This is a genomic window from Pseudomonas sp. S07E 245 (genome assembly GCF_019599025.1).
In the GTDB taxonomy this organism is placed as follows: domain Bacteria; phylum Pseudomonadota; class Gammaproteobacteria; order Pseudomonadales; family Pseudomonadaceae; genus Aquipseudomonas; species Aquipseudomonas shirazensis.
Genome location: NZ_CP080625.1, coordinates 659,811 through 684,821, shown reverse-complemented (window position 1 = coordinate 684,821; position 25,011 = coordinate 659,811). Strand labels below are relative to the sequence as shown.

General features: G+C 63.8%; 18 protein-coding genes and 1 other RNA gene. 7 read left to right on the top strand and 12 right to left on the bottom strand.

Annotation, left to right across the window (positions count from 1 at the left end; translation table 11 throughout):
• Nucleotides 1–32: 32 nt before the first annotated feature.
• Nucleotides 33–1,010, bottom strand: a complete 978-nt coding sequence (locus K3F44_RS03185) for a thiamine pyrophosphate-dependent dehydrogenase E1 component subunit alpha (RefSeq protein WP_101318041.1) — start codon at nucleotides 1,008–1,010, stop codon at nucleotides 33–35.
• 22 nt (nucleotides 1,011–1,032) lie between these two features.
• Nucleotides 1,033–2,088: an ATP-NAD kinase family protein gene (locus K3F44_RS03180; RefSeq protein ID WP_181088075.1), complete on the bottom strand. Its 1,056-nt coding sequence runs from the start codon at nucleotides 2,086–2,088 to the stop codon at nucleotides 1,033–1,035.
• 279 nt (nucleotides 2,089–2,367) lie between these two features.
• Here K3F44_RS03180 and K3F44_RS03175 point away from each other — a divergent pair, with 279 nt between their 5' ends.
• Nucleotides 2,368–4,221, top strand: coding sequence for a sigma-54-dependent Fis family transcriptional regulator (locus K3F44_RS03175; protein ID WP_220633323.1), 1,854 nt, complete (start codon nucleotides 2,368–2,370; stop codon nucleotides 4,219–4,221).
• Nucleotides 4,222–4,239: 18 nt separating this feature from the next.
• Here the strand turns inward: K3F44_RS03175 and recR are convergent, their stop codons facing one another.
• The 3 genes from recR to dnaX all read right to left on the bottom strand — a co-directional run bounded on the left by recR (nucleotide 4,240) and on the right by dnaX (nucleotide 7,483).
• Entirely contained in the window at nucleotides 4,240–4,842 is a 603-nt protein-coding gene (gene recR, locus K3F44_RS03170; protein ID WP_101318035.1) for a recombination mediator RecR, read from the bottom strand.
• Between the two features lie 221 nt (nucleotides 4,843–5,063).
• Nucleotides 5,064–5,390, bottom strand: a complete 327-nt coding sequence (locus tag K3F44_RS03165; protein WP_101318032.1) for a YbaB/EbfC family nucleoid-associated protein — start codon at nucleotides 5,388–5,390, stop codon at nucleotides 5,064–5,066.
• Nucleotides 5,391–5,455: 65 nt separating this feature from the next.
• A complete protein-coding gene (dnaX, locus tag K3F44_RS03160) occupies nucleotides 5,456–7,483 on the bottom strand; it encodes a DNA polymerase III subunit gamma/tau (protein WP_220633322.1) in 2,028 nt (675 codons plus the stop codon).
• 128 nt (nucleotides 7,484–7,611) lie between these two features.
• On the opposite strand from dnaX, the gene K3F44_RS03155 reads away from it, so the two are divergent.
• Nucleotides 7,612–8,382, top strand: coding sequence for an ABC transporter substrate-binding protein (locus K3F44_RS03155; RefSeq protein ID WP_181107635.1), 771 nt, complete (start codon nucleotides 7,612–7,614; stop codon nucleotides 8,380–8,382).
• Here the strand turns inward: K3F44_RS03155 and K3F44_RS03150 are convergent.
• Nucleotides 8,371–8,859: a DUF2938 domain-containing protein gene (locus K3F44_RS03150; RefSeq protein ID WP_220633321.1), complete on the bottom strand. Its 489-nt coding sequence runs from the start codon at nucleotides 8,857–8,859 to the stop codon at nucleotides 8,371–8,373. The two genes, K3F44_RS03155 and K3F44_RS03150, sit on opposite strands and share 12 nt — an antisense overlap.
• Before the next feature lie 83 nt (nucleotides 8,860–8,942).
• Between K3F44_RS03150 and K3F44_RS03145 the strand changes: the two genes are divergently transcribed.
• Nucleotides 8,943–9,347, top strand: coding sequence for a helix-turn-helix domain-containing protein (locus tag K3F44_RS03145; protein WP_220633320.1), 405 nt, complete (start codon nucleotides 8,943–8,945; stop codon nucleotides 9,345–9,347).
• A gap of 79 nt (nucleotides 9,348–9,426) precedes the next feature.
• Here the strand turns inward: K3F44_RS03145 and ffs are convergent.
• From ffs to K3F44_RS03120, 5 genes are all read right to left on the bottom strand, one after another.
• Nucleotides 9,427–9,523, bottom strand: an RNA gene (ffs, locus tag K3F44_RS03140) — signal recognition particle sRNA small type.
• A gap of 121 nt (nucleotides 9,524–9,644) precedes the next feature.
• The gene (gene ligA / locus K3F44_RS03135) at nucleotides 9,645–11,975 is read right to left on the bottom strand and encodes an NAD-dependent DNA ligase LigA (RefSeq protein ID WP_181088082.1); all 2,331 of its coding nucleotides are present in this window, start codon (nucleotides 11,973–11,975) and stop codon (nucleotides 9,645–9,647) included.
• A 309-nt stretch (nucleotides 11,976–12,284) separates the two neighbouring features.
• Entirely contained in the window at nucleotides 12,285–13,172 is an 888-nt protein-coding gene (gene zipA / locus K3F44_RS03130; protein ID WP_220633319.1) for a cell division protein ZipA, read from the bottom strand.
• 205 nt (nucleotides 13,173–13,377) lie between these two features.
• Nucleotides 13,378–16,866 carry a chromosome segregation protein SMC gene (gene smc / locus K3F44_RS03125; protein ID WP_220633318.1) on the bottom strand — a complete coding sequence of 1,163 codons (3,489 nt, stop codon included), beginning with the start codon at nucleotides 16,864–16,866 and terminating at the stop codon, nucleotides 13,378–13,380.
• A gap of 3 nt (nucleotides 16,867–16,869) precedes the next feature.
• The gene (locus K3F44_RS03120) at nucleotides 16,870–17,529 is read right to left on the bottom strand and encodes a GntR family transcriptional regulator (RefSeq protein WP_101318020.1); all 660 of its coding nucleotides are present in this window, start codon (nucleotides 17,527–17,529) and stop codon (nucleotides 16,870–16,872) included.
• Between the two features lie 266 nt (nucleotides 17,530–17,795).
• Here K3F44_RS03120 and xdhA point away from each other — a divergent pair, with 266 nt between their 5' ends.
• The 4 genes from xdhA (at nucleotide 17,796) to guaD (ending at nucleotide 23,861) form a co-directional block, all read left to right on the top strand.
• Entirely contained in the window at nucleotides 17,796–19,241 is a 1,446-nt protein-coding gene (gene xdhA, locus K3F44_RS03115) for a xanthine dehydrogenase small subunit (RefSeq protein WP_101318018.1), read from the top strand.
• A complete protein-coding gene (gene xdhB / locus K3F44_RS03110; protein ID WP_220633317.1) occupies nucleotides 19,234–21,633 on the top strand; it encodes a xanthine dehydrogenase molybdopterin binding subunit in 2,400 nt (799 codons plus the stop codon). The genes xdhA and xdhB overlap by 8 nt, the downstream gene beginning before the upstream one ends.
• Before the next feature lie 67 nt (nucleotides 21,634–21,700).
• Nucleotides 21,701–22,546: a xanthine dehydrogenase accessory protein XdhC gene (gene xdhC, locus K3F44_RS03105; protein WP_101318014.1), complete on the top strand. Its 846-nt coding sequence runs from the start codon at nucleotides 21,701–21,703 to the stop codon at nucleotides 22,544–22,546.
• Nucleotides 22,547–22,556: 10 nt separating this feature from the next.
• The gene (gene guaD / locus K3F44_RS03100) at nucleotides 22,557–23,861 is read left to right on the top strand and encodes a guanine deaminase (RefSeq protein WP_150569733.1); all 1,305 of its coding nucleotides are present in this window, start codon (nucleotides 22,557–22,559) and stop codon (nucleotides 23,859–23,861) included.
• Nucleotides 23,862–24,227: 366 nt separating this feature from the next.
• Here guaD and K3F44_RS03095 read toward each other — a convergent pair whose 3' ends face one another.
• A complete protein-coding gene (locus K3F44_RS03095) occupies nucleotides 24,228–24,992 on the bottom strand; it encodes a GntR family transcriptional regulator (protein WP_101318009.1) in 765 nt (254 codons plus the stop codon).
• Nucleotides 24,993–25,011: the final 19 nt, after the last annotated feature.

Genomic DNA, 25,011 nt, shown 5'->3' with positions numbered 1-25,011 from the left:
GTGATTGTCCTGTCGTTGTTATTGTCGGGGGCTCACGGGTAGCTGACGTAAACGTCGCTGAGCAGATCGGCGGGCTGTGGTTTGGGGTCGGCCTTGGCGCGGCGTACGGCGTCCTCGATCAGGTCGTCGACGCGGCCATCGATGGCGTCCAGTTGCGCGGCGCTGAGCAGGCCGGCACGGGTGGTCTTGTTGCGAAACTGCAGTAGGCAGTCGCGGGTTTCGCGCAGGTTCTTGACCTCGTCGGGGGCGCGGTAGGTTTGTGCGTCGCCCTCGAAGTGGCCGTAGTAGCGGGTCAGCTTGACCTCGATCAGCGACGGCCCCTGGCCGCTGCGCGCACGCTCGACGGCGGCGCCTGCGGCTTCGTGCACGGCAAAGAAGTCGTAGCCGTCGATCGTCACCCCGGGCATGCCGAAGCCGGCGGCGCGGTCGGCAATATGGTCGCAGGCCACCGACCATTTCGACGCGGTGGCTTCGGCGTAGCCGTTGTTCTCGGCGACGAAGATGCACGCCAGGTTCATCACCGAGGCCATGTTCATGGCTTCGAACACCGCGCCTTCGTTGGAGGCGCCGTCGCCGAAGAACACCACCGAGACGTCATCGCGGCCCTTGAGCTTGGCTGCCAGCGCCGAGCCGGCCACCAGCGGCGCGCCGGCACCGACGATGCCGTTGGCGCCGAGCATGCCCTTGGACAGGTCGGCGATGTGCATCGAACCGCCCTTGCCGCCGCAGACGCCGGTCTTCTTGCCGTAGATCTCGGCCATCATCCCGTACACATCGACGCCCTTGGCGATGCAGTGGCCATGGCCGCGGTGGTTGGAAGCGATGCAATCGGAATCGCGCAGGTGCGCCATGACCCCGGCCGCCGAGGCTTCTTCGCCGGCATACAGGTGGACGAAACCGGGGATCTCGCCGGTGGCAAACTCGACATGCAGGCGCTCTTCGAAGGCGCGAATGGTGCGCATGACTTCATAGGCATGCAGCAACTGCTCGGAGCTGAGTTGGGTGGACATCTTGTTGTTCTCCAGGGTTGTCTCAACGCAGGGTTGCAGGGGTGTGCCGCTGGTCGCGGGGGACGACCAGCAGATGGTGGCGGGCGGCATGCGCCAGCACCGCCTCGACATCGACCGAAAGTGGGCCGTGCAGGTCGAGGGTGATGGTTGGGGTGTCTTGCTCGGCAAACTCGATTTCACGCTCGCCATCCAGCGCCAGGGTGCCGCTGCGCAGGCTCAGCGGATACGCCACGCCCGGCTGCAGCGGGCCACTGGCGGTCACCCCACAGCCTTGCAACAGGCCGGGCGCGAGCGGCGCCAGCAAGACCTGTGTGGCGCTGGTATCGAGGCGCACCCAGGCGCCCTGCTCGGCCTGACGTGAAACCGGGCACCACAGCCCGCAGATGGCCGACAGGCCGATGGCGTGTGGCTCGGCAAAGCAGGCGAACACTTCTGCCAGGTCTTCGCTGCGGCTCAAGGCGCGGGCGCCGACAAAACGTTGAGGTGAAACCGCGACCTCGACCAACGCCCATTCGCACAGCTGCTGTTGCGGCACCCGCACCAGCAGCCGCTTGTTGCGGCGCAGGCCGATGGCTGCTGGGATCTGCCCGCTGGCCAGCAGGCCACCGGCGAGGCCCGCGCTGGTCGCTTCGCGCAGTTCAGGGAAGGCGTTGTTGGTGCCGGTCGACAAGGTCAGCAACGGCGTATCGCCGGCTTCGGCGGCGACCGCCTTGTGCGTGCCGTCGCCGCCCAGCACAGCGATCATCGCCACGCCCTGCTCGACCATCTGGCGAGCCGCGAGGCGGGTGTCGGCGACGGTTTGCGTCAGAGGCAGATCGAGCATCTGCAACGCCGGCCAGCGCTGCTCACGGGCCATCGGGCCAGTGCTGGCCTTGAGCACCGCGGCGGCGATGCCGGTCATATCGGTTGGCAGCAGCACCTGGGCAATGCCGGTGGCGCCAAATGCGGCGAGCAGGCGCTGGATCGCCGAGGCTTTGTCGGTGCTGGAATACAAACCGGCATTGGCCGTCAGGCGGCGCAGGTCGCGACCGGAGGCAGGGTTAGCAATGATCCCGATGATCGGGCCGGGCTGGCGCATGGCGCACCTCGTTTTATTGTTTGAGGAGAGCCAGAGCAAGCCCGGTGCCAGCTTTTGATCTGAACGCTGCAAACCCTGTGGCAGAGCGGTTTCAGCTATTGTCCAGCGCACATTGGCGGCTTGCCGGCGAGACGCCGGGTGCCGCGCCAGCAGCGCCGACCGCGAGACGCTGAGACGCCGCGTCTCAGCCGCGCCGCCAATCAAGCAGCGCTTGTCGCGGCTTTCGCACGGGTGCTTAATGGCTCGATAAAGACAAGAACGAGAGACCCGGAGGCCCGAATGCTCGCCGCGAACTCCAGAGCCCATGTCGACTGCGTCAGCCGCGTGCTGAAAAACGCCGAACGCCAGCCACAGGTGCCGGTACCCGCGCTGATCCTCGATTCGTGGCGGCGCTCGATGGAGCTGCATCACCTCGACCCTGGCTCGCAGCAGGGTCCACGCATCCTTTCGCCAAACCTGCTCAACGAATGCCGCGAGCGCGCCGAGCTGTTTCTGCGCATCGCCAGCGACGCCGTGGCGCGCCTGCACGCCCAAGTGCGCGGCGCCGACTACTGCGTGCTGCTGACCGACGGCCAGGGCCGCACCATCGACTACCGGGTCGACAGCAGCATCCGCACTGACTGCCGCAAGGCCGGCCTGTATCTGGGCACCTGCTGGTCGGAAGTGGAAGAAGGCACCTGCGGCGTGGCGGCGGTGCTGACCAGCAAGGCGCCGGTGACCGTGCACAAGCGCGATCACTATCGCGCTGCATTCATCGGCCTGACCTGTACCGCAGCGCCGGTGTTCGACCCGCTGGGCGAACTGCTGGGGGTGGTCGACGTGTCCGCGCTGAAGTCGCCGGATGATCGGCGCAGCCAGCACCTGATTCGCCAGCTGGTCGAGCAGACCGCTCGCGAGATTGAAAACGCCTTCTTCATGCACAGCAGCCAGGGCCACTGGGTGATGCGCGCCCACGGCACCCCCGGTTATGTCGAAAGCCAGCCCGATTACCTGCTCGCCTGGGATGCCGAAGGCCGCCTGCAAGCGCTCAACAGCCTCGCCCGCGAGCATCTGCTGGCACGCAACGGGCGCCTGCCGCAACACATCGGCGAGCTGTTCGACCTTGAGCAACTGCGCCGCGCCAGCGAGGCCAGCGCCCAGCGCCTGCCAGGTTTTGCCTTGTATGGGCGAGTCAGCGCGCCACAGCGGCGCAGCACGCCATCAGTGCCCACGGCGCCAGCCCAAGACGCGCGCATCAGCCAGCACCTGCGCCTGGCCACGCGGGTCAAGGACTGCAACCTGGCGGTGCTGGTGCAAGGTGAAACCGGGGTCGGCAAGGAAGTTTTTGCCCGCCAGCTGCACCAGCTCAGCCAGCGCGCAGCAGGGCCGTTTGTCACGCTCAATTGCGCGGCGATCCCGGAGTCGCTGATCGAAAGCGAGCTGTTCGGCTATGTTGCCGGAGCGTTTACCGGCGCCTCCAGCAAAGGCATGCAGGGCCTGCTCCAGCAAGCCGATGGCGGCACGCTGTTTCTCGACGAGATCGGCGACATGCCGCTAAGCCTGCAAACCCGGCTGCTACGGGTGCTGGCCGAGGGCGAGGTGGCGCCGCTGGGTGCGGCCCGGCGCGAGCGCGTCGATATCCAGGTGATCTGCGCCACTCACCGTGACCTGGCAACGATGGTCAGCGACGGGCGCTTTCGCGAGGACCTTTACTTCCGCCTGGCCAACGCCCGCTTCGAACTGCCGCCGCTGCGCGAGCGCGATGACCGCCTGAGCCTGATCCACCGCCTGCTGGCCGAGGAGGCGCAGGCTTGCGGGGTTGAGGTGCTACTCACCGATGCGGCGCTGGAAGCGCTGTTGAGCTACCGCTGGCCGGGCAACCTCAGGCAGCTGCGCCAGGTGCTGCGCTATGCCTGCGCGGTGTGTGATGGTGGCCAGTTGCGCCTGGAGGATCTACCGCAAGAGTTGCGCGGCGCCGCTCAGGACGCGCCGGCGCTGACCAGCGTCTCCAGCCCGGCCCGGCAGATGATTCTCGATGCGCTGATTCGTCATCGCTGGAAACCGGCGGATGCAGCTCAGGCGCTGGGCATTTCCCGGGCAACCTTGTATCGGCGCGTGCACGAGCACCGGATTGAAATGCCGCGGATGAAGTAACCGGCTGGGGACAGCCAGTTAAAGCGCAATCGGTCGGCGCCCGGCAAAGGCATGGGCCAGGGTGCCGCCGTCGACCAGCTCCAGCTCGCCACCGAGCGGCACGCCGTGAGCGATGCGCGAGGCAACCAGGCCCTGCTCGTGCAGCAACTGGGCGATGTAGTGCGCGGTCGCCTCACCTTCCACGGTCGGGTTAGTGGCGAGGATCACTTCGGTGAAGCTGCCCTGCTCGGCGATGCGCGCCATCAGCTGCGGGATGCCGATAGCCTCAGGCCCGAGGCCATCGAGCGGCGACAGGTGCCCCTTGAGTACGAAGTAGCGACCGCGGAAACCAGTCTGCTCCACGGCATACACATCCATCGGCCCCTCGACCACGCACAGCTGGGTGTCGTCGCGGCGCACATCGGCGCACTGCGGGCACAGCTCCTGTTCGGTCAAGGTGCGGCACTGGCGGCAGTGGCCGACCCCTTCCATCGCCTGGGTCAGGCTCTGCGCCAGGCGCAGGCCGCCGCTGCGGTCACGCTCGAGCAACTGCAGGGCCATGCGCTGGGCAGTTTTCTGGCCGACACCGGGCAGGATGCGCAGCGAGTCGATCAGTTGGCGGATCAGTGGGCTGAAGCTCATCGGAGAGGCCTGACAATACAAATTAAGAGGCGGTTTATACCGGCCACGGCAGGCAGCGTCAAATCAGCTACAGCTGATACCGACAAGGCCTACCTGTGTTGTGGTTGACCCCCGACCGCGCCTGCGGGTTCGGTCGGCTGCGGTTACTGGCCAGGGTTTACCCAGCGCAAAAAAAAAACGCCCGATCAACGGGCGTTTTGTCCTGCAGGAAAGCCAACGCCTTAGAACGGCATCTTGAAGCCCGGCGGCAGTTGCATGCCAGCGGTCATGCCGCCCATCTTGTCCTGGCTGTTCTGCTCGACCTTGCGCACGGCGTCGTTGACGGCGGCAGCGATCAGGTCTTCGAGGACTTCCTTGTCTTCCTGCATCAGGCTGTCGTCGAGGCTGATGCGCTTGACGTCATGACGGCCGGTCATGACCACGCTGACCAGGCCGGCGCCGGACTGACCAGTGACTTCGGCGCTGGCCAGCTCTTCCTGCATCTTGGCCATTTTTTCCTGCATTTGCTGAGCCTGCTTCATCAGGCCTGCCATGCCACCTTTCATCATGGGGGTATACCTCGATTGGTTCATATGATGCGGCCTGGCGCAGTGCCGGCCGCATGGATATCGGTTTATTGCCCCTGGCTGACCAGAGGCTCTACGGGCTCAATAGTATCCTGCCGCACGGTCGCGCCAAACTGGCGGATCATCTGCTGGATGAGCGGATCCTGCTCGATCGACACTTCGGCATCGTGCTGACGCTCGGAACGCTTGCGCGCTGCGGCCTGGGCCGGGGTTTCCTGCTCAGGGCGAATCAGCTCGATGCTCAGCTGCAGGGTGCGCCCGAGGTGCTGGTTGAGCGCGTCGTTCAAGCGCCGCTGCTGGGTCGAGTTGAACAGCGCGCCCTGCGCCGGGTCAAGGTGCAGCAGCCAGTTGTCGCCGTCGACGGCAATTAACGTACAGTTTGCGGCGATGTTGCCTGTCATCCCCGATACAGGCAACTGTGGGCATAATTCCAACCATTGCAGGGCCAGCCCAGTTGCCGGCTTGGAGGCTGGCAGCGGCTCGGGCGGCGGCGCCTGCTGGTCTTCCTGAACGTGCTCGGCGAGTTCGTCGAGGTAGCTGAAACCAACCGGGTCGGCCTCGCCGGCATAGTAGTCCTCGTCCAGCGGCGGCTCGTCGTCACGTTCCATACCGACGCCATCGTAGGCAGCCGGGTCGAACGGCGGCGCGTCGTCACGTGACGGCGCGTGCTGTGCTTCGGGTTGCGGCTCGGGCTTGGCTGGCGGCTCAGGCACAGGTGGCTTCGGCGGAGCGACAGGCGCTGCCTGCTCTTCCCATGGCAGGTCGATGGCTTGCTCGGCAACTGGCGCTAGCGCAGCAGGTTCTGGTTCTGGCTCTGGTTCCGCAACAGGCTCCGCGACTACTGGTTCGGCAACCGCTGGGGCCACCGGCGCAGCCGGGGCCGGCACCTCAGCAACCGCGCTGACGGGCGCTGCCACCGCTTTTGCTGAATCAGCTGTGGCCTGGCTGATCCCCACTGGCTTTAGCTGCGGTCTCGGCGCGTCATCGTTGTCCGCCGGGCGGAATGCCAACATGCGCAGCAGGACCATTTCGAAACCGCCGCGCGGGTCTGGTGCCAGCGGCAAGTCGCGCCGGCCGATCAAACCCATCTGATAGTAGAACTGCACGTCCTCGGCAGGCAGCGCCGACGCCAGCGCCAGGACTCGATCACGGTCGCCCTGACCATTGTCGACCGCCTCGGGCAGCGCCTGGGCGATGGCCACGCGGTGCAGCACGTTGAGCATCTCGGCGAGCACGCCGGACCAGTCCGGGCCTTGCTCGGCCAAATCGCGCACCGCCTCCAGCAGCGCTCGCGCATCGCCTTCGAGCAACGCCTGCAACACGCCATACACCTGGCCGTGGTCAAGGGTGCCGAGCATCGCCCGCACATCGGCGGCCAGTACCTGGCCTTCGCCAAAGGCGATGGCCTGATCGGTCAGGCTCATGGCGTCGCGCATCGAGCCATCGGCAGCGCGCCCGAGCAGCCACAGTGCGTCATTCTCGAACGGCACGCTCTCGGCAGTCAGCACGTGACTCAGGTGCTCTACTACCCGCTCCGGGCTCATGTTCTTCAACGAGAACTGCAAGCAGCGCGAGAGGATGGTGGCCGGCAGCTTTTGCGGGTCGGTGGTGGCGAGGATGAACTTGACGTAGGGCGGCGGCTCTTCCAGCGTCTTCAGCAAGGCGTTGAACGAGTGCGTCGAGAGCATATGCACTTCGTCGATCAGGTAGACCTTGAAGCGGCCACGGCTCGGTGCGTACTGCACATTGTCGAGCAGCTCGCGGGTGTCTTCGACCTTGGTTCGGCTGGCAGCGTCGATCTCGATCAGGTCGACAAAGCGCCCCTCGTCGATCTCCCGGCACACCGAGCAGGTGCCACAGGGCGTCGAGGTGATGCCGGTTTCGCAGTTCAGGCACTTGGCGATGATCCGCGCGATGGTGGTCTTGCCGACCCCGCGGGTACCGGTAAACAGGTAGGCGTGATGCAGCCGCTGGTTGTCCAGCGCATTGATCAATGCCTTGAGCACATGGGTCTGGCCGATCATTTCGCGGAACGAGCGCGGACGCCACTTACGTGCAAGAACCTGATAACTCATCAAAAACCATCGCAAACTGAACCAGCGGAAGATCGCTAATGCTAGCGGAGCGGGGCCGAAATTGCACCCGGCCAATCTCGTCTACGCTAAGCCATGCACGGTTCGACGCAGATCAAGGAGGAATACACGTGCGCCGACTACTGGCCAGCCTGCTGTTATGCGCCACGCCCAGCTGGGCCGAGCAACCGGTGCTGCGCTTCGCCATTGCCGAGAGCTGGAGCATGCCGCTGATCCGCATCGAGCAGGGTCAGCCGGTCGAAGGCATTCTTTATGACTTGATGCAGTCTGCCGCGCGCGAAGCCGGGGTGCGGCCTGAGTACCACGTGTTGGCCCGCCTGCGCATGCAGCAAGCCATGGAGGACGGCGATGTCGACGTGCGCTGCCACCTCGCAACCAACTGGTTGATCGAGCGCCCAGGCGAGTACATCTGGAGCGTGCCGCTGATGGTCCAGCGCGATCTGCTGGTAAGCCGCGCCGGCCTGCTCGATCCCGTGGATGCCTCGCGCCTGCCGGCTCAAGCCATTGGTACGGTCCTCGGCTATAGCTACCCAACCCTGCAACCCCTGTTCAGCCGAGGACAATTGCACCGCGAAGACAGCCGTAGCCAACAACTGGCCCTGCAGAAACTACAGGCCGGGCGCTACCAGTACGCAGTGAGCAATGAGTTATCGCTGCAGTGGTTCAACCGCCAACTGCCAGCCGAAGCGCAATTGCAGAGCCGCGCGCTGCTGGATGAGCAAAACCTCGGTTGCGTGGTCCGCAGCGACCCGTCGCGCCCGACCCAGGCGCTGCTCAGGGCGCTGGTGCGGATCAAGCAGTCCGGCGAGATGGAACGCATTGTCCAGCGCTACGCCGCGCCCACTTCGCCAGCGCCGATGGTGATCGGCTCACACCAGTGACAGCAGCAACGCCGTGGCATACAAGCCGCTGCCGAACACCAGGTGCGTGGCCATACTGCGCAGGCTGTTGCGCAGCGGCGCTGGCGTCTTGCTGGCAAACCAGCCCGCCCCCATCGCCGGCTCTAGAATGCACAGCGGCGCCAAAACGGTACACAGCCCAAAGGTCAGCGCTGGCAGCAGCGTCGGCGCGTGCAGCCAATCGGCCCCTTGCAGTGCCAGCAACGCGGCGGCGAAGAACAGGCCAATCGCGTAATGCAACGCCCAGCCCAACACCCGCTCGTGCCTGATCGGCTCCGCCTTGGCGATAGCTGCATGGTGCACCCTGCCCCGCAGCAGGTGCCCCGCCCAGCGCCCGAGCATGGCGTAGTTCAGCGTTGTCACCCCCAGGCGGCGCAGCACCATCGCCCACGCATCCATCACCAACGTGGCGCCGATGCCGACCACCAGCGTGGAAATCAATAAAACCGTAACGCCCATGAATACACCCTCGCAGATTGACGAAAAACCCCAATGCCGCGCAGCATAGAAGTTGAAGTCAACTTCAAGTCAAGGGAGCAATCATGGACATCGCCGATGTCGCCAAGCGCACCGGAGTACCCGCCTCGACCCTGCGCTACTACGCCAAGACTGGCTTGCTCGAGTCACTTGGCAGCCCCGGCCAACGTCGCCAGTTTTCCGCAGACGTGGCTGATCGGCTGGCCTTGATCGCGCTGGGCCAAACGGCAGGGTTTTCATTGAGTGAAGTGCGGGCGATGCTGGTAGACCTGCAGGTCGATCGCGACATGCTCAGGGCCAAGGCGGACGAAATCGATGAACAGGTCAAACGCTTGCAGGCCATGAGCAAAGGGCTGCGGCATGCGGCGGCGTGCCCTGAGGACGATCATCTGGCGTGTCCAACGTTTCAGCGGTTGATGAAGGTTGCGGCTGCAGGGGTACGTGTACGCGAGCGGCGCTCGAATAACTGAGGGGAGTTGGGTTGGACAGCGAAGGGAGATGCTGAAGCAGGCGCGTCGAAAGATTTTCCGACCCCTGAAATGGAGGCAGCCCCACCAGCCACACCCCGGCACTCAATGTCCCCGCCTTGGCTGCTTCCTTCCGGATCTGACCAGGTCAACGGGTAATCAATGCGGAGGGACCGATAGGGCCACCATAACGCGACTTGCCATGTGACAAGCCGCGCCATTGTACCGCTCTGGGACGAAGTTACAACCTCTGCATCAAGAAAAAATCATCATTTCTCAATGACTTGACCCGCGAGGCGGTCAGATGTCGATGCCGTGGCCGGCCAAAAAGCCGACAAAGGCGTCTTCATCGAGCACCTTGACCCCGAGTTCGCTGGCTTTGGCCAGCTTCGAGCCGGCGCCGGGGCCGGCGACGACGCAGTGGGTCTTGCCAGAGACCGAACCGGCGACCTTGGCGCCGAGCTGTTCGAGCTTGTCCTTGGCGATGTCGCGGCTCATGCGCTCGAGGCTGCCGGTAAGCACCCAGGTCTGCCCGGCCAGGGGCAGGCCTTCGACCACGCGCTTGTCGCTGGCCCAGTGCATGCCGAACTTCAGCAACTGCGCTTCGATAGCGCGTGCCAGCTGTTGGTTGGCCTCGACCTTGAAGAACTCGCGCACGGCTTCGGCTTGCTTGGCCGCCAGGGCCTGACGCAGGTCGATGCCGTCGGCCTGGATGATCTGCTCGAGGCTGCCGAGCTTGGCCACCAGCTTCTCGGCGCCAGTCGGGCCGACCGAAGCGATGTCGAGCTTGGCGATCAGCCCGGCGAGGGTAGTGCTGGCGGCGAACTCGGGGGCCAGCTCACCCTCCTCCTGCAATTGCATGCCGCTGTCGAGCAACTGCTGGATGACGTCGCGGTTGTGCTGGTCTTCAAAGAAGTTGTGGATCTCGTGGGCGACTTCCAGGCCGATATCGGGCAGGTAGGTGAGCACCTGCGGCAGCGCCTCCTGCACCCGCGCCAGGCTGCCCAGCGAGCGCGCCAGGACCTTGGCGGTCTCTTCGCCGACATCGGGGATGCCGAGGGCGTAGATGAAGCGCGCCAGGTTTGGTCGCTTGCTGTTGTTGATGGCCTCGAGCAGTTTGTTGCTGGAAACCTCGGCAAAGCCTTCGAGGTCGACGATCTGCTCGAAAGTCAGCTTGTACAGGTCAGCCGGCGAGCGGATCAGCCCCTCATCGACCAACTGCTCGACGCTTTTCTCGCCTAGACCATCGATGTCCATGGCGCGGCGCGAGACGTAGTGGATGATCGCCTGCTTCAGCTGCGCGGCGCAGGCCAGGCGGCCAACGCAGCGGTAGACCGCACCTTCACTGGTGGTCTCTTTGCCTTTGCTGCGCTTGATCAACTGGGTACGCTCGACCTGCGAGCCGCACACCGGGCATTCACTCGGCACCGGCACCGGACGGGCGTCAGCCGGGCGGCGCTCGAGCACCACCTGCATGACTTGCGGGATGACGTCGCCAGCGCGACGGATGATCACCGTGTCGCCGATATGCACGCCGAGCCGGGCGACTTCGTCCATGTTGTGCAGGGTGGCATTGGATACGGTGACGCCGGCGACCTTGACCGGCTTCAGGCGCGCGACAGGCGTGACTGCGCCGGTACGACCGACCTGAAACTCGACGTCGAGCACTTCGGTCAGCTCTTCCATGGCCGGGAATTTATGGGCGATCGCCCAGCGCGGCTCGCGTGCACGGAAGCCCAGCTCGCGCTGTGCGGCCAGGCTGTTGACCTTGAACACCACGCCATCGATCTCGTAGGCCAGCTCGTTGCGGCGAGCGCCGATGTCCTGGTAGTAGGCCAGGCATTCTTCAATACCAGCGGCGTGCTTGAGCTCGCGACTGATCGGCATGCCCCAGGTCTTGAGCTTCTCGAGGGTGTCGATGTGGCTGTCGGCGATGCTTTCGGAGGTTTGCCCAACGCCATAGCAGCAGAATTCCAGCGGGCGGCTGGCGGTGATCTTCGAGTCCAGCTGGCGCAGACTGCCCGCGGCGGCGTTGCGCGGGTTGGCGAAGGTCTTGCCGCCAATGGCAGCCTGGCTGGCGTTGAGGCGGTCGAAGCCGGCCTTGCTCATGAACACTTCACCGCGCACTTCAAGCACGGCTGGCCAGCCGCTGCCCTGCAGCTTGAGCGGGATGTTGCGTACGGTGCGCACGTTGCTGCTGATATCTTCGCCGGTGGTGCCGTCGCCACGGGTGGCACCTTGCACCAACTGGCCATCGCGGTACAGCAGGCTGACCGCAAGGCCGTCGAGCTTGGGCTCGCAGCTGTAGTCGACGGCGCCGGGCTGATCGAGGCCGTCGACTACGCGGCGATCAAATTCGCGCAGGTCAGCTTCTTCGAAGGCGTTACCCAGGCTGAGCATGGGCACTTCGTGGCGGATCTGGCTGAAAGCCGCGAGGGCACTGCCGCCGACGCGCTGGGTTGGCGAGTCAGGGGTGACCAGGTGCGGGTGTTCGGCTTCGAGGGCTTTGAGCTCGTTGAACAGGCGGTCGTATTCGGCGTCGGGGATGCTTGGCTCGTCGAGGACGTAGTAGCGGTAGTTGTGCTGGTCGAGTTCGGCGCGCAGCTGATGGATGCGGGTTTCGGCGGTCATGGGGGGGGTCTCTTGCTGGGCACAAGAGCGGCTTTGGGTGGGTTTGGCGGATGGGGGGCCGCTATGCGGCCCTTTCGCGACACAAGGCCGCTCCTACAGGGGACCGCGCATGCCTAAAGAGCGGCGGGGACCGCACTGACCTCAAGGGCAACGGGATCCATGTAGGAGCGGCCTTGTGTCGCGAAAGGGCTGCGCCGCAGCCCCAATCCAGGCACCGCCGCACTCGCCTGCCCCACTCAACCCCAAAGCTGCTCTAGCGCAAAAATCACTGCGGGCAGGATCACTATCGACCCTGCCCGCACAGTTAAATCAACGTTTCTGAGTCAGCGCGCGACGCTCGAACTCAACGATACGCTGGCGATAATGCTCGATGGTCTGCGCCGTCAACACGCTACGCTGGTCATCCTTGAGTTCGCCATCGAGCTCATGGGCCAGCTTGCGCGCAGCAGCGACCATTACGTCGAACGCCTGCTTGGGGTGGCGCGGGCCTGGCAAGCCGAGGAAGAAGCTCACCGCACGGGTGCTGAAATGGTCGATGTCATCCAGGTCAAACACCCCTGGCTTGACCGCGTTGGCCATCGAGAACAGCACTTCGCCGTGACCGGCCATGCTCTCGTGACGGTGGAAGATGTCCATTTCGCCAAAGCGTAGACCGCTCTCGAGAATGTTCTGCAACAGTGCCGGGCCGCGGAAGCCGGTTTCGTCACGGGAGATCACGCTGATCACCAGTACTTCTTCAGCCGGTGGCAGCTCCTTGACGCTGCTGCTGGACGAGCTCGAGGAGAAACCGCTGCTGCGGTTGTTGTCAGTCTCGTAGGCGTTGTCAGGCTCGGCGAACAGGTCGGGCTCACGCGGCTCGGCCGCCAGGCTCAGATCGCCTTGATGCGGCTCGCTGTTGCGCTTGCCGCGCTTGGCGGCCTTGACGGGTTTGGCTTCGCGCTCGCGCTCACGCCCTGCGCTCATCGACGGCAGGTCGGTTTCATCCAGCTCGGGCTCTTTGTGCTGGCCTTCCAGCACGCGTGCCGGGCCGAGCACTTCCGCGCCGCCTTCTTCGTCCGCAACATTGGAGTAGCTGCGATCGAGACGGAATTTCAACTTGCCTTTGCCACCACGCATGCGACGCCAGCCGTCGAAAAGAATACCGGCGATGACAATGATGCCGATGACGATCAGCCACTCGCGCAGACCGATTTCCATTTAATCCCGTGCCTCTATAAAAAATATGCTTGAAAACAAAGGGTTCAAAGCCCTTTAACACGTGGCGCCAACTCTATGTTCTGACAGGCGTTTTACCCACGCAGAATACACGTGACGGTAAAGCTAGCACGACCAAAGGCAACTTTACACCGTCTGTCACACATGACAGGCGTTTTAGCTGCTGAAAACGCCTCAGCGTCGCTTATCAGGCGTCTACCATGGCCATCGCCGCCTCTACATCAACTGCAACAAGACGTGAACAGCCTGGCTCGTGCATCGTCACCCCCATCAGTTGATCGGCCATCTCCATGGCGATCTTGTTGTGGGTGATGTAGATGAACTGCACGGTCTCGCTCATTTCCTTGACCAACCGGGCGTACCGCCCGACGTTGGCATCGTCCAGCGGCGCATCGACTTCGTCGAGCATGCAGAACGGTGCCGGGTTGAGTTTGAAGATAGCGAACACCAGCGCCAGCGCAGTCAGGGCTTTCTCGCCACCCGACAACAAATGGATGGTGCTGTTTTTCTTGCCAGGCGGGCGCGCCATGATTGTCACCCCAGTATCGAGTAAATCTTCGCCCGTCAGTTCCAAGTAAGCGCTGCCACCGCCAAAAACTTTTGGAAAAAGTGCCTGCAAACCGGCATTTATCTGATCAAAGGTATCCTTGAAGCGGGTGCGGGTTTCCTTGTCGATCTTGCGGATGACGTTTTCCAGGGTCTCGAGCGCTTCGACCAGGTCGGCGTCCTGCGCATCCAGATAGCGTTTGCGCTCGGACTGCTGCTCGTACTCTTCGATGGCTGCCAGGTTGATCGCACCCAGGCGCTGAATACGCCCTTCGATTTGTTCGAGCTGCTGTTCGGTGGTCGCTTCGCTGGCCTCGGGATCGAGCGTGGCAAGCACGCCTTGCAGGTCAAAACCGTCGGCCAGCAGTTGTTCCTGCAAGGTGCTGCGGCGCAGGTTCAGGCCTTGCGATTCAAGCCGTGACTGCTCCAGCTGACCGCGCAGCAAAAGCGACTGCTGCTCGGCCTGGGTGCGGCGTTTTTCGGCGTCGCGCAGTTCGCGGTCGGCGTCGTCCATATGCAGCCGGGCCAGGCGCATTTCTTCATCGACGCTCATGCGCCCTTCGAGCAGCTCTTCAAGTTTCAGGCGCAGCTCTTCCTGCGGCGCTTCGCCCTCTTCCAGATTCAGGCTCAACTGCTCCTGGCGCTCGCTCAGGCGCTCGGCTTGCTGCTCCAGCCGCTCCAGCGCCTGCCGGGTGGAATCATGCTGGGCGCGCAGCGAGCCCAGGCGCACGGCCAACTGGTGGGCGTGGTCCTTGTGCTGGCGGGCTTCCTGGCGGATGCGGTCGAGGCTTTCGCGCAGGGTGTCGCGGCGGGCCAGCAATTGTTCGCGCTGCTCGGTGTCCTCGGCCATCAGGTCAAGGGCCTCTTGCAGGATCAGCCGCGCCTCGCCGAGCTGTTCGTGCTCGATGGCGCGCTGCTCACCGAGCTCGCTTAATTCTTCTTCAAGGCGGCGGCGACGCAGCTCAAGCTGCTCGGCGCGGGCGCGACCGGCAGACAAACGCGCCTTGAGCTCCCCGTGCTGACGGTTTTCGTCCTGGCTACGGCGGCGCAGTTGTTCGCGCTGCTCTTCAAGGTCACGCTGTTGCTCGCGCTGGCTGTGCAGGCGCTGCTCGAACTGGTCCAACTGCTCCTGTTGCTGCAGTTGCTGCTCGGCCAGCTGTTCGATCTCCTGCGCGCGGGCGAGCACGCCGCCTTGCGCTTCGCTGCCGCGGCTGACGCGCAGGAAATGCCGGCCCACCCAGTAGCCATCGCGGCTGACCAGGCTTTCGCCAGCCAGCAGACTTGGGCGCTGGCTCAGCGCCTGCTCAAGGGTCTCGACCGGACGCACCTGGCCCAGCCAAGGGCTGAGGTCGGTGCGCCCTTCGACCTTGTCGAGCAAGCTGCCGGGCACCCGAGCGCCCTCGCCGGCCGCCAGCAACAGGCGCAAATCACCTTGTTCCAGCGTGGCAAAGTCCAGCTGGCTGAAGTCGTCGACCAGCACTGCCTGCAAGTCAGCACCCAGCACCGTCTCGACGGCCAGCTCCCAACCTGCCTCGACGCGCAAACCCTCGGCCAGGCGCGGACGCTGTTGCAAACCTTGCTCGCGCAGCCACTCCCCAGCACCGGCAGACGGCTCCAGGGCGGCTTGCTGCAACGCCTCCAGCGACGCCAGCCGGCCGCCCAGACGCTGTTGCTCGGCCTGCAACTGCTGATGGCTCTGGTTGAGCTGCTGCAGTTGCTCACGCACAGCTTCGAGGCGTTCGAGCACGTCCTGCTCGCTGAGCTGCAGTTCTTCCAGCAGCAGCTCACTGCTGGCGACCTGCTCGGTCAACTCGAGCATGGCTGCATCCTGCGGGTCGGCGCTGAGCTGATCACGCTCGTCAGCCAGCTTGCGCTGGCGTTCAGCCAAGCGCTCGAGGCTGGTTTCCAGCTGCTGCAAGCGCGACTGCTGGACTTCGGCCTGGCGCCGCGGCTCCGCTGAGCGGGTATTGAAACTGTCCCACTGCTCCTGCCAGCCGTGCATGCCCAACTCGGCTTCTTCGAGCACGGCAGCCGCTTCTTCGGCTGCGGCGAGGGTCATCTCCTGCTCAGGCTCAAGCTGCTCCAGCTCTTCGCCGAGGGTCGCCAGCAGGGTGCGGTCATGGCCCAGGTGCGACTCGGTCTCCAGCCGTGTGCGCTCGGCTTCCTTGAGATCATCCTGCAACTGGCGCAGGCGCTGCTGGCCGTGCTGAATGCTCTGCTCGACCCGGGCAATGTCACCGGCCACCGAATAGAAGCGGCCCTGGACCTGATTGAAGCGTTCGGACAATTCATGGTGGCCGTCGCGCAGGCGCTCGATGCTGGCATCGGCATTGCGCTGCTCGGCCACCAGCGCCTCGAAGGCTACTTCCTGATCGCCGATGACGGCGCCGCGCTGCTGCACCTTCTGGTCCAGCTCACGCCAGCGCAGGGCCGACAAGCGCGCCTTGAGCAGACGCTCTTCAGCTTTGTACTCGCGATACTTTTCTGCGGCCTGGGCCTGGCGGTGCAAACGCTCGAGCTGGCGCCCGAGCTCATCGCGCAGGTCGGTCAGGCGGGCGAGGTTTTCCTGGGTGCGGCGAATTCGGGTTTCGGTCTCGCGGCGGCGCTCCTTGTACTTGGAGATGCCGGCGGCTTCTTCGATGAAGTTGCGTAGCTCTTCTGGCTTGGCCTCGATCAGCTTGGAGATCATGCCCTGCTCGATGATCGAGTAGCTGCGCGGGCCCAGCCCGGTTCCGAGGAAGATATCGGTAATGTCGCGGCGACGGCATTTGGTGCCGTTGAGGTAGTAGGTATTCTGCGCGTCGCGGGTCACTTTGCGCCGGATCGAGATCTCGGCATAGGCGGCGTACTCGCCGACCAGGGTGTTGTCGCTGTTGTCGAACACCAGTTCGATACTGGCCTGGCTGACCGGCTTGCGGCTGGTCGAGCCATTGAAGATGACGTCGGTCATCGACTCGCCGCGCAGGTTTTTAGCCGAGCTTTCGCCCATCACCCAGCGCACCGCGTCGATGATGTTGGACTTGCCACAGCCATTGGGCCCGACCACGGCGGCCATGTTGCTGGGGAAGTTGACCGTGGTCGGGTCGACGAACGACTTGAACCCGGCCAGGCGAATGCACTTCAAGCGCATCGATCAGACCCGTGCCAACGCAGCCAGCACCAGCTCGCAGCTGCGCTGGCAGTAGGCAACCAGCACTTCGCGAATACGTGCAATGTCGCGCGCAACCACGGCTTGGAGCAGGCGATCGAACAGGTCGAGGTAGTCGAGCATATTCGCCTGGCGCTGATCCAGCGCGAGGTAATAGGCGCGGCTCATGGCGGGCTGCAGGTTCTCGACGGTTTCCTGCAGGTACGGGTTGTCGGCGAACGGATACGCAGCGCGCATCACTGCAAAACTCTCGGCGACGAAGGTCTTGATGTCGGTGGCGGCGTAGGCCTGTTGCAAGCGCTGCTGAATGCCCAGAAACGGCATCAGGTCGGCATCGGTGCGCCATTTCTGGGCAACGGCGTTGCCGAGCAGAATGTAGAACTCGCCCATCAGCGCACACAGGCTGCGCACACTGCGCTCGTCAAGACGGGTCACGTGGGCGCCCCGCCGCGGCAGGATCGCTACCAGATGGCGACGCTCAAGGATCAACAGCGCCTCGCGTACCGAGCCGCGGCTAACGTTCAGGGCCTGAGTGACCTTTTGCTCCTGGATCCGCTCACCCGGGGCAAGCTCGCCGCGGATGATCCGCTCGGCCAGATGGTGGGCAATCTGCTCGGAGAGACTGTCCGGCGCCTTGAACGTCATGGTTTTCCTTCAAAATCATTGAACTGGGCACAAGCGGCGGATTGTAGCGCACTTGCCAGGCAGTCGCGCAGAGGTGCGCTGCGCTTTATTCGTTGCAGGCGGCCGTGGGAATCAGGCGCGATCTATGCTTAACAAAAGACACACTGTTCGGTGCGGACTCACTGCGCGCGATTTCTTGACCTTTGAGTCAGAAAATCATTGACCCGGCGATCAAGCCTGCTTAGAGTCCGCCGGAACAACAATAAAACCATTGCGAGGCCTTCCCCGTGATCCAGTTTCTCGTAAACCAGGAGCTGCGTAATGAGCACGCCCTGGACCCGAACATGACCGTGCTCCAGTACCTGCGCGAACACCTTGGCAAATCCGGCACCAAGGAAGGCTGCGCCAGTGGCGACTGCGGCGCCTGTACAGTGGTGGTCGGCGAGCTCGAAGAAGACGGCCAGAGCCTGCGCTACCGCAGCCTCAACTCGTGCCTGACCTTCGTTTCGTCGTTGCACGGCAAACAATTGATCAGCGTCGAAGGCCTCAAGCATCAGGGCGAACTGCACAGTGTGCAAAAAGCCATGGCCGACTGCCACGGCTCGCAATGCGGCTTCTGCACTCCCGGCTTTGTCATGTCGCTGTTTGCCTTGCAGAAGAACAGCAACGGCGCCGACACCCAGCAGGCCCAGGAAGCCCTCGCCGGCAACCTGTGCCGTTGCACCGGCTACCGGCCGATCCTCGCCGCTGCCGAACAGAGCTGCGCCACACCGTGCCGCGATCAGTTCGATGCGCAACAAGCGCAGACCATCGCCCGCCTCAAGGCCATCGCCCCGTCCGAAACCGGCGAACTGAACAGCGGCGACAAGCGCTGTCTGGTGCCGCTGACCGTTGCCGACCTGGCCGACCTGTACAGCTCGCACCCAGAAGCGCGCCTGCTTGCCGGCGGCACCGACCTGGCGCTGGAAGTGACCCAGTTCCACAAGACCTTGCCGGTGATGATCTATGTCGGCAACGTCGCCGAACTCAAGCGCATCGACAAGACCGCCACTCATCTGGAGATCGGCGCAGCGACGCCGCTGACAGACTGCTACGGCGCGCTCAGCGATGAGTACGCCGATTTTGGCGCCCTGCTGCACCGCTTTGCGTCATTGCAGATTCGCAACCAGGGCACCCTCGGCGGCAACATCGGCAATGCCTCGCCCATCGGTGATTCGCCGCCGCTGCTGATTGCCCTGGATGCCCAGGTGGTACTGCGCCAGGGCCAGCGCCAGCGCGTGCTGCCACTGGAAGACTACTTCATCGACTACCGCATCACGGCCCGCCAGGACAGCGAGTTCATCGAGAAGATCATCGTGCCGCGGGCCAGCAACGACTGGACGTTCCGCGCCTACAAGGTCTCCAAGCGACTGGACGACGACATCTCGGCAGTTTGTGCAGCGTTCAACCTGAGCATCGAAAACGGTGTGGTCAGCGGCGTGCGCATTGCCTTTGGCGGGATGGCAGCGATTCCCAAACGCGCCCGTGCCTGTGAAGCCGCGCTGCGCGGCAAGCCGTGGAACCAGGCCACCCTTGAACGTGCCTGCCAGGCGCTGGGCGAAGACTTCAGCCCGCTCTCGGACTTCCGCGCGAGCAAGGAATACCGCCTGCTGACCGCACAGAACCTGCTGCGCAAGTACTTCATCGAACTGCAATCGCCGCACATCGAAACCCGGGTGACCGACTATGTCTAATCATCATGCCGTCAAGAGCCAGGCCGAGATGGCCGAACTGTTCCGCCAGGACCTGACCACCGGTGTCGGCCGCAGCGTCAAGCACGACAGCGCCGACAAACACGTCAGCGGCGAAGCGGTGTATATCGATGACCGCCTCGAATTCCCCAATCAGTTACATGTGTATGCGCGCACAGCTGACCGCGCCCACGCGCGCATCCTGAGTATCGATACCGCGCCGTGCTACGCCTTCGAAGGCGTACGCATCGCCATCACCCATGAAGACATCCCCGGCCTCAAGGATATCGGCCCGGTGGTCGCCGGCGACCCATTGCTGGCGATCGACAAGGTCGAGTTCTTCGGCCAACCGGTGCTGGCGGTAGCTGCCCGCGACCTGGAAACCGCTCGCCGTGCGGCGATGGCGGCGATCATCGAATACGAAGACCTCGAACCGGTGCTGGATGTGGTCCAGGCGCTGCGCGACAAGCACTTCGTGCTCGACAGCCATACCCATCAGCGCGGTGATTCGGTTGCCGCCCTGGCCAGCGCCCCGCACCGCTTGCAGGGGACCCTGCATATCGGTGGCCAAGAGCACTTCTACCTGGAAACGCAAATCTCCTCGGTGATGCCGACCGAAGACGGCGGCATGATCGTGTACTGCTCGACGCAGAACCCGACCGAAGTGCAAAAATTGGTCGCCGAAGTGCTCGATGTGCCGATGAACAAGATCGTCCTCGACATGCGCCGCATGGGTGGCGGCTTCGGCGGCAAGGAAACCCAGGCCGCCAGCCCGGCATGCCTGTGCGCGGTGATAGCGCGCCTGACCGGCCAGCCGACCAAGATGCGCCTGCCACGGGTCGAAGACATGACCATGACCGGCAAGCGCCACCCGTTCTACGTCGAGTACGACGTCGGCTTCGATGACGACGGCCGCCTGCACGGCATCCAGTTCGACCTCGCCGGCAACTGCGGCTACTCGCCTGACCTGTCCGGCTCGATCGTCGACCGCGCCATGTTCCACTCGGACAACGCCTATTACCTTGGCGACGCCACCGTCAACGGCCACCGTTGCAAGACCAACACCGCCTCCAACACCGCCTACCGCGGTTTCGGCGGGCCGCAAGGCATGGTCGCCATCGAGCAGGTGATGGACCACATTGCCCGTCAGCTCGGCCGTGACCCGCTGGATGTGCGCAAGGCCAACTACTACGGCAAGATCGAGCGCAACGTCACCCATTACTACCAGACCGTCGAACACAACCTGATCGAGGAAATGACCGCCGAACTGGAGGCCAGCAGCGACTACGCCGAGCGGCGCAAGTCGATCCGCCACTTCAACGAGCACAGCCCGGTATTGAAAAAAGGCCTGGCGCTGACCCCGGTCAAGTTCGGCATTTCATTCACCGCCACCTTCCTCAACCAGGCCGGTGCACTGATCCACATCTACACCGACGGCAGCATCCACCTCAACCATGGCGGCACCGAGATGGGCCAGGGTTTGAATACCAAGGTTGCACAGGTGGTTGCGCAGGTGTTCCAGGTCGAGATCGACCGCATTCAGATCACGGCGACCAATACCGACAAGGTCCCCAATACCTCACCGACCGCTGCATCCAGTGGCGCCGACCTGAACGGCAAGGCGGCGCAGAACGCGGCCGAGATCCTCAAGAAGCGCCTGGTCGAGTTTGCCGCCCGGCACTGGAATGTCACCGAGGAAGATGTTGAATTCCGCAATGGCCATGTGCGCGTGCGTGAGGAACTGATCAGCTTCGAGACGCTGGTGCAGCAGGCCTATTTTGCCCAGGTGTCGCTGTCGACTACCGGCTTCTACCGCACGCCGAAGATCTTCTACGACCGCTCACAGGCGCGCGGCCGGCCGTTCTACTACTTCGCCTTCGGCGCAGCCTGCGTCGAGGTCATCGTCGACACCCTGACCGGCGAGTACAAAATGCTGCGTGCCGATATCCTGCATGACGTCGGCGACTCGCTGAACCCGGCCATCGACATCGGTCAGGTCGAAGGCGGCTTCATTCAGGGCATGGGCTGGCTGACCACCGAAGAGTTGGTGTGGAACGCCAAGGGCAAGCTGGTTACCAACGGCCCGGCCAGCTACAAGATCCCGGCCGTGGCCGACATGCCGCTGGACCTGCGGGTCAAGCTGGTCGAGAACCGCAAGAACCCGGAAGACACCGTGTTCCATTCCAAGGCCGTCGGCGAGCCGCCGTTCATGCTCGGTATCGCTGCCTGGTGCGCGATCAAGGACGCCGTCGCCAGCATCGCCGACTACCGCGCGCAACCCAACATCGACGCGCCGGCCACGCCTGAGCGGGTCCTGTGGGGCTGCGAGCAGATGCGCCAGACCCTGGCCGTGCAGCAGCCTGCTGAACAGCACGTGGAACCTGTCACATCGTGACCGCAGGCAGCCCCGCGCAGCCCTGTGCTGCGCGGGGCTGAGTTGAAGCCAACTGAGGTTTTGTATCATGCATCAATGGATCAACGCCCTCGCCGACCTGCAAGCTCGCGGTGAACCCTGCGTGCTGGTGACCATCATCGAAGAGCGCGGCTCGACCCCGCGCAATGCCGGCTCGAAGATGGTCGTCAGCGCCCGCCAGCTGTTCGACACCATCGGCGGTGGCCACCTTGAGTACAAGGCCCTGCACATCGCCCGGCAGATGCTCGACGAGCAGCGCAGCACCCCGCATCTGGAGCGCTTCAGCCTCGGCGCGAGCCTTGGCCAATGCTGCGGCGGCGTTACCGTGCTGCTGTTCGAGCCAATGGCGGCGGTGCAGGCCGAGATCGCCGTGTTCGGTGCGGGCCACGTCGGCCGGGCTCTGGTACCCTTGCTCGCTGCCCTGCCCTGCCGGGTGCGCTGGATCGACTCGCGCGAGCAAGAATTTCCGGAGCTGATCCCCACCGGCGTGAGCCGCATCATCAGCGAGGAGCCGGTCGACGAAGTGGCTGCGCTGCCGCCAGGCAGTTACTGCATCGTCATGACCCACAACCACCAGCTCGATCTCGAGCTGACCGCGGCGATCCTCAAGCGCAACGACTTCACCTGGTTCGGCCTCATCGGTTCGAAGACCAAACGGGCCAAGTTCGAGCATCGCCTGCGTGATCGCGGCTATGACGATGCGGTGCTAGCACGCATGCGCTGCCCGATGGGCCTGGCCGAGGTCAAAGGCAAATTGCCGATCGAGATCGCCGTGTCGATTGCCGGCGAAATCATCGCCACCTACAACGCCTGTTTTGGCCAGCACGATGCTGCGGTCAATGCCGGCCCCATTGCTCAGTTGCTGCCGCCGTCCCGCCGCAGCCACGCCAATTGACGAGAGTGTTATGAGCGCAACCCGCAAAGCTTACCGATCCGCCATCCTGCACAGCGTTGGCGACCCCGCCGAAGTCGGCCTGGAGGCATCCTGCGAGTACTACCCGGACGGCCTGCTGGTGGTCGACGAAGGCCGCATCAGCGCCCTTGGTCACGCCAGCGACCTGCTGCCGACGCTGGATGCCGACATCGACGTGGTGCATTACCAGGATGCCCTGATCACCCCGGGCTTTATCGACACCCATATCCACTTCCCGCAGACCGGCATGATCGGCTCCTATGGCGAGCAGTTGCTGGACTGGCTGAACACCTACACCTTCCCCTGCGAAAAGCAGTTTGCCGATAAGGCGCATGCCGACAAGGTCGCGAAGATCTTCCTGCAGGAGCTGCTGCGCAACGGCACCACCACCGCGCTGGTGTTCGGCAGTGTGCATCCGGAGTCGGTCAACGCGCTGTTCGAAGAGGCCGAGCGGCTGGACCTGCGCCTGATCGCCGGCAAGGTGATGATGGACCGCAACGCGCCGGATTATCTGACCGACACGGCGGAGTCGTCCTACACCGAGAGCAAGGCGCTGATTCAGCGCTGGCATGGCAAGGGCCGGCTGCACTATGCGGTGACGCCGCGCTTTGCCCCGACCAGCACGCCCGAGCAATTGGCGATGGCCGGCCAGTTACTGAAGGAGCATCCGGGGGTGTACATGCATACGCACCTGTCCGAGAACCTGCAGGAGATCGACTGGGTCAAGGGCTTGTTCCCGGAGCAGAAGGGTTACCTGGACGTCTACGATCACTTCGAGCTGCTGGGGGAGCGGTCGGTGTTTGCCCATGGCGTGCATCTGTGTGATGAAGAGTGTCAGCGGCTTTCGGAGACGGGCTCGGCGGTGGCGTTCTGCCCGACCTCGAACCTGTTCCTGGGCAGTGGCTTGTTTAACTTGCCGCAAGCTGAGAAGTTCAAGGTCAATGTCGGGCTGGGCACGGATGTTGGCGCGGGGACCAGTTTTTCGCTGCTGCATACCTTGAATGAGGCTTACAAGGTGATGCAGTTGCAGGGCGCGCGCTTGCACCCGTTCAAGTCGTTGTACCTGGCGACGCTGGGTGGGGCTCGGGCTTTGCGGCTGGAGGATCGGGTGGGAAGTTTGCGTCCGGGTAATGATGCGGACTTCGTGGTCCTCGATTATAAGGCTACGCCGTTGCTTGAGTATCGCCTGCAGCAATCGGGGGGGATCGAGGAAACGTTGTTTGTGTTGACGACGCTGGGGGATGATCGGACGGTACTGGAGACGTATGCGGCTGGGCGGTGTGTGCATCAGCGGTAGCGCGCTGGCGCAGGGCGGGATTGTTGTGGCTGCCCGAGCTTTGATTGGTTTGAGATTGCCGGGGCTGCTACGCAGCCCTTTCGCGACACAAGGCCGCTCCTACAGGGGCCGCGTACCATCGACATGCGCGGTCTGTGGGAGCGGGTTCACCTGCGAAGGGTCGCGTAGCGGCCCCGGCAATCTGACGGCCAACCACCATCGCGAAACCCACTTTGACCCGCTCTGCGCCAGCGCAGCGAAGGGGCCGGATGTGGAGCCAAGACCTTGTTTGGGGCGTTTGCCAAAAAAGTGACTCGCCGTAAGGGCGAAAGGGGCCCGATCAAACCACACATCAATCGGATAAGCCCCAAGCCGACAACCAACCAATCAACCTTTAGCCGAAGTAACCCGAGCAGGCTTCTTCTGCAACAAGTGCGAAAACACCGCATGCAGATCGTCCGAAGCACTCTCCTCATCGAGGTTCAGCTTGCTGTCGATATGATCCATATGATGCATCATCAAGCTAACCGCCTGCCCCGCATCCCTCGCCTCGATCGCATCGATCAGTTGCATATGCTCATCATACGAACAGTGCGACCGGTTCCCGCTCTCATACTGAGCAATGATCAGCGATGTCTGCGACACCAGACTACGCTGGAAACTCACCAAAGGTGCATTCCCAGCAGCCTCGGCCAGCTTCAGGTGAAACTCCCCGGAAAGCCGAATCCCGGCCCCACGATCACCCCGCGAAAAGCTGTCGCGCTCGTCACGCACCATCTGCCGCAGCTCGTTCAGCTGCTCAGCCGTAGCATGCTGCACCGCCAACTCGGTAATCGCCCGCTCAACCATCCGTCGCGAAAAGAACACCTGCCGCGCCTCTTCAACCGTCGGACTGGCAACCACGGCACCGCGATTGGGCCGCAGCAACACCACGCTCTCATGGGCCAGACGCGACAACGCGCGACGAATGATGGTGCGGCTGACGCCAAAGATCTCGCCCAGCGCTTCCTCGCTCAACTTGGTGCCCGGCGCCAGCCGCTGCTCGAGGATCGCCTCGAAAATATGCGCGTAGACGATGTCGTCCTGGGTACCACTGCGCCCGGCCTTGCCGGTGCGTACAGGTTTCTTGAGAGGCTGCAGCTGTTCGTTCATGGGCACTCGAGCATGGGAA

What these genes read in the sequence shown, in the direction of transcription:
- K3F44_RS03185 (WP_101318041.1), bottom strand. Translation starts at nt 1,010, where the DNA reads ATGTCCACCCAACTCAGCTCCGAGCAGTTGCTGCATGCCTATGAAGTC.
- K3F44_RS03180 (WP_181088075.1), bottom strand. Translation starts at nt 2,088, where the DNA reads ATGCGCCAGCCCGGCCCGATCATCGGGATCATTGCTAACCCTGCCTCC.
- K3F44_RS03175 (WP_220633323.1), top strand. Translation starts at nt 2,368, where the DNA reads ATGCTCGCCGCGAACTCCAGAGCCCATGTCGACTGCGTCAGCCGCGTG.
- recR (WP_101318035.1), bottom strand. Translation starts at nt 4,842, where the DNA reads ATGAGCTTCAGCCCACTGATCCGCCAACTGATCGACTCGCTGCGCATC.
- K3F44_RS03165 (WP_101318032.1), bottom strand. Translation starts at nt 5,390, where the DNA reads ATGATGAAAGGTGGCATGGCAGGCCTGATGAAGCAGGCTCAGCAAATG.
- dnaX (WP_220633322.1), bottom strand. Translation starts at nt 7,483, where the DNA reads ATGAGTTATCAGGTTCTTGCACGTAAGTGGCGTCCGCGCTCGTTCCGC.
- K3F44_RS03150 (WP_220633321.1), bottom strand. Translation starts at nt 8,859, where the DNA reads ATGGGCGTTACGGTTTTATTGATTTCCACGCTGGTGGTCGGCATCGGC.
- K3F44_RS03145 (WP_220633320.1), top strand. Translation starts at nt 8,943, where the DNA reads ATGGACATCGCCGATGTCGCCAAGCGCACCGGAGTACCCGCCTCGACC.
- ligA (WP_181088082.1), bottom strand. Translation starts at nt 11,975, where the DNA reads ATGACCGCCGAAACCCGCATCCATCAGCTGCGCGCCGAACTCGACCAG.
- zipA (WP_220633319.1), bottom strand. Translation starts at nt 13,172, where the DNA reads ATGGAAATCGGTCTGCGCGAGTGGCTGATCGTCATCGGCATCATTGTC.
- smc (WP_220633318.1), bottom strand. Translation starts at nt 16,866, where the DNA reads ATGCGCTTGAAGTGCATTCGCCTGGCCGGGTTCAAGTCGTTCGTCGAC.
- K3F44_RS03120 (WP_101318020.1), bottom strand. Translation starts at nt 17,529, where the DNA reads ATGACGTTCAAGGCGCCGGACAGTCTCTCCGAGCAGATTGCCCACCAT.
- xdhB (WP_220633317.1), top strand. Translation starts at nt 19,234, where the DNA reads ATGTCTAATCATCATGCCGTCAAGAGCCAGGCCGAGATGGCCGAACTG.
- xdhC (WP_101318014.1), top strand. Translation starts at nt 21,701, where the DNA reads ATGCATCAATGGATCAACGCCCTCGCCGACCTGCAAGCTCGCGGTGAA.
- guaD (WP_150569733.1), top strand. Translation starts at nt 22,557, where the DNA reads ATGAGCGCAACCCGCAAAGCTTACCGATCCGCCATCCTGCACAGCGTT.
- K3F44_RS03095 (WP_101318009.1), bottom strand. Translation starts at nt 24,992, where the DNA reads ATGAACGAACAGCTGCAGCCTCTCAAGAAACCTGTACGCACCGGCAAG.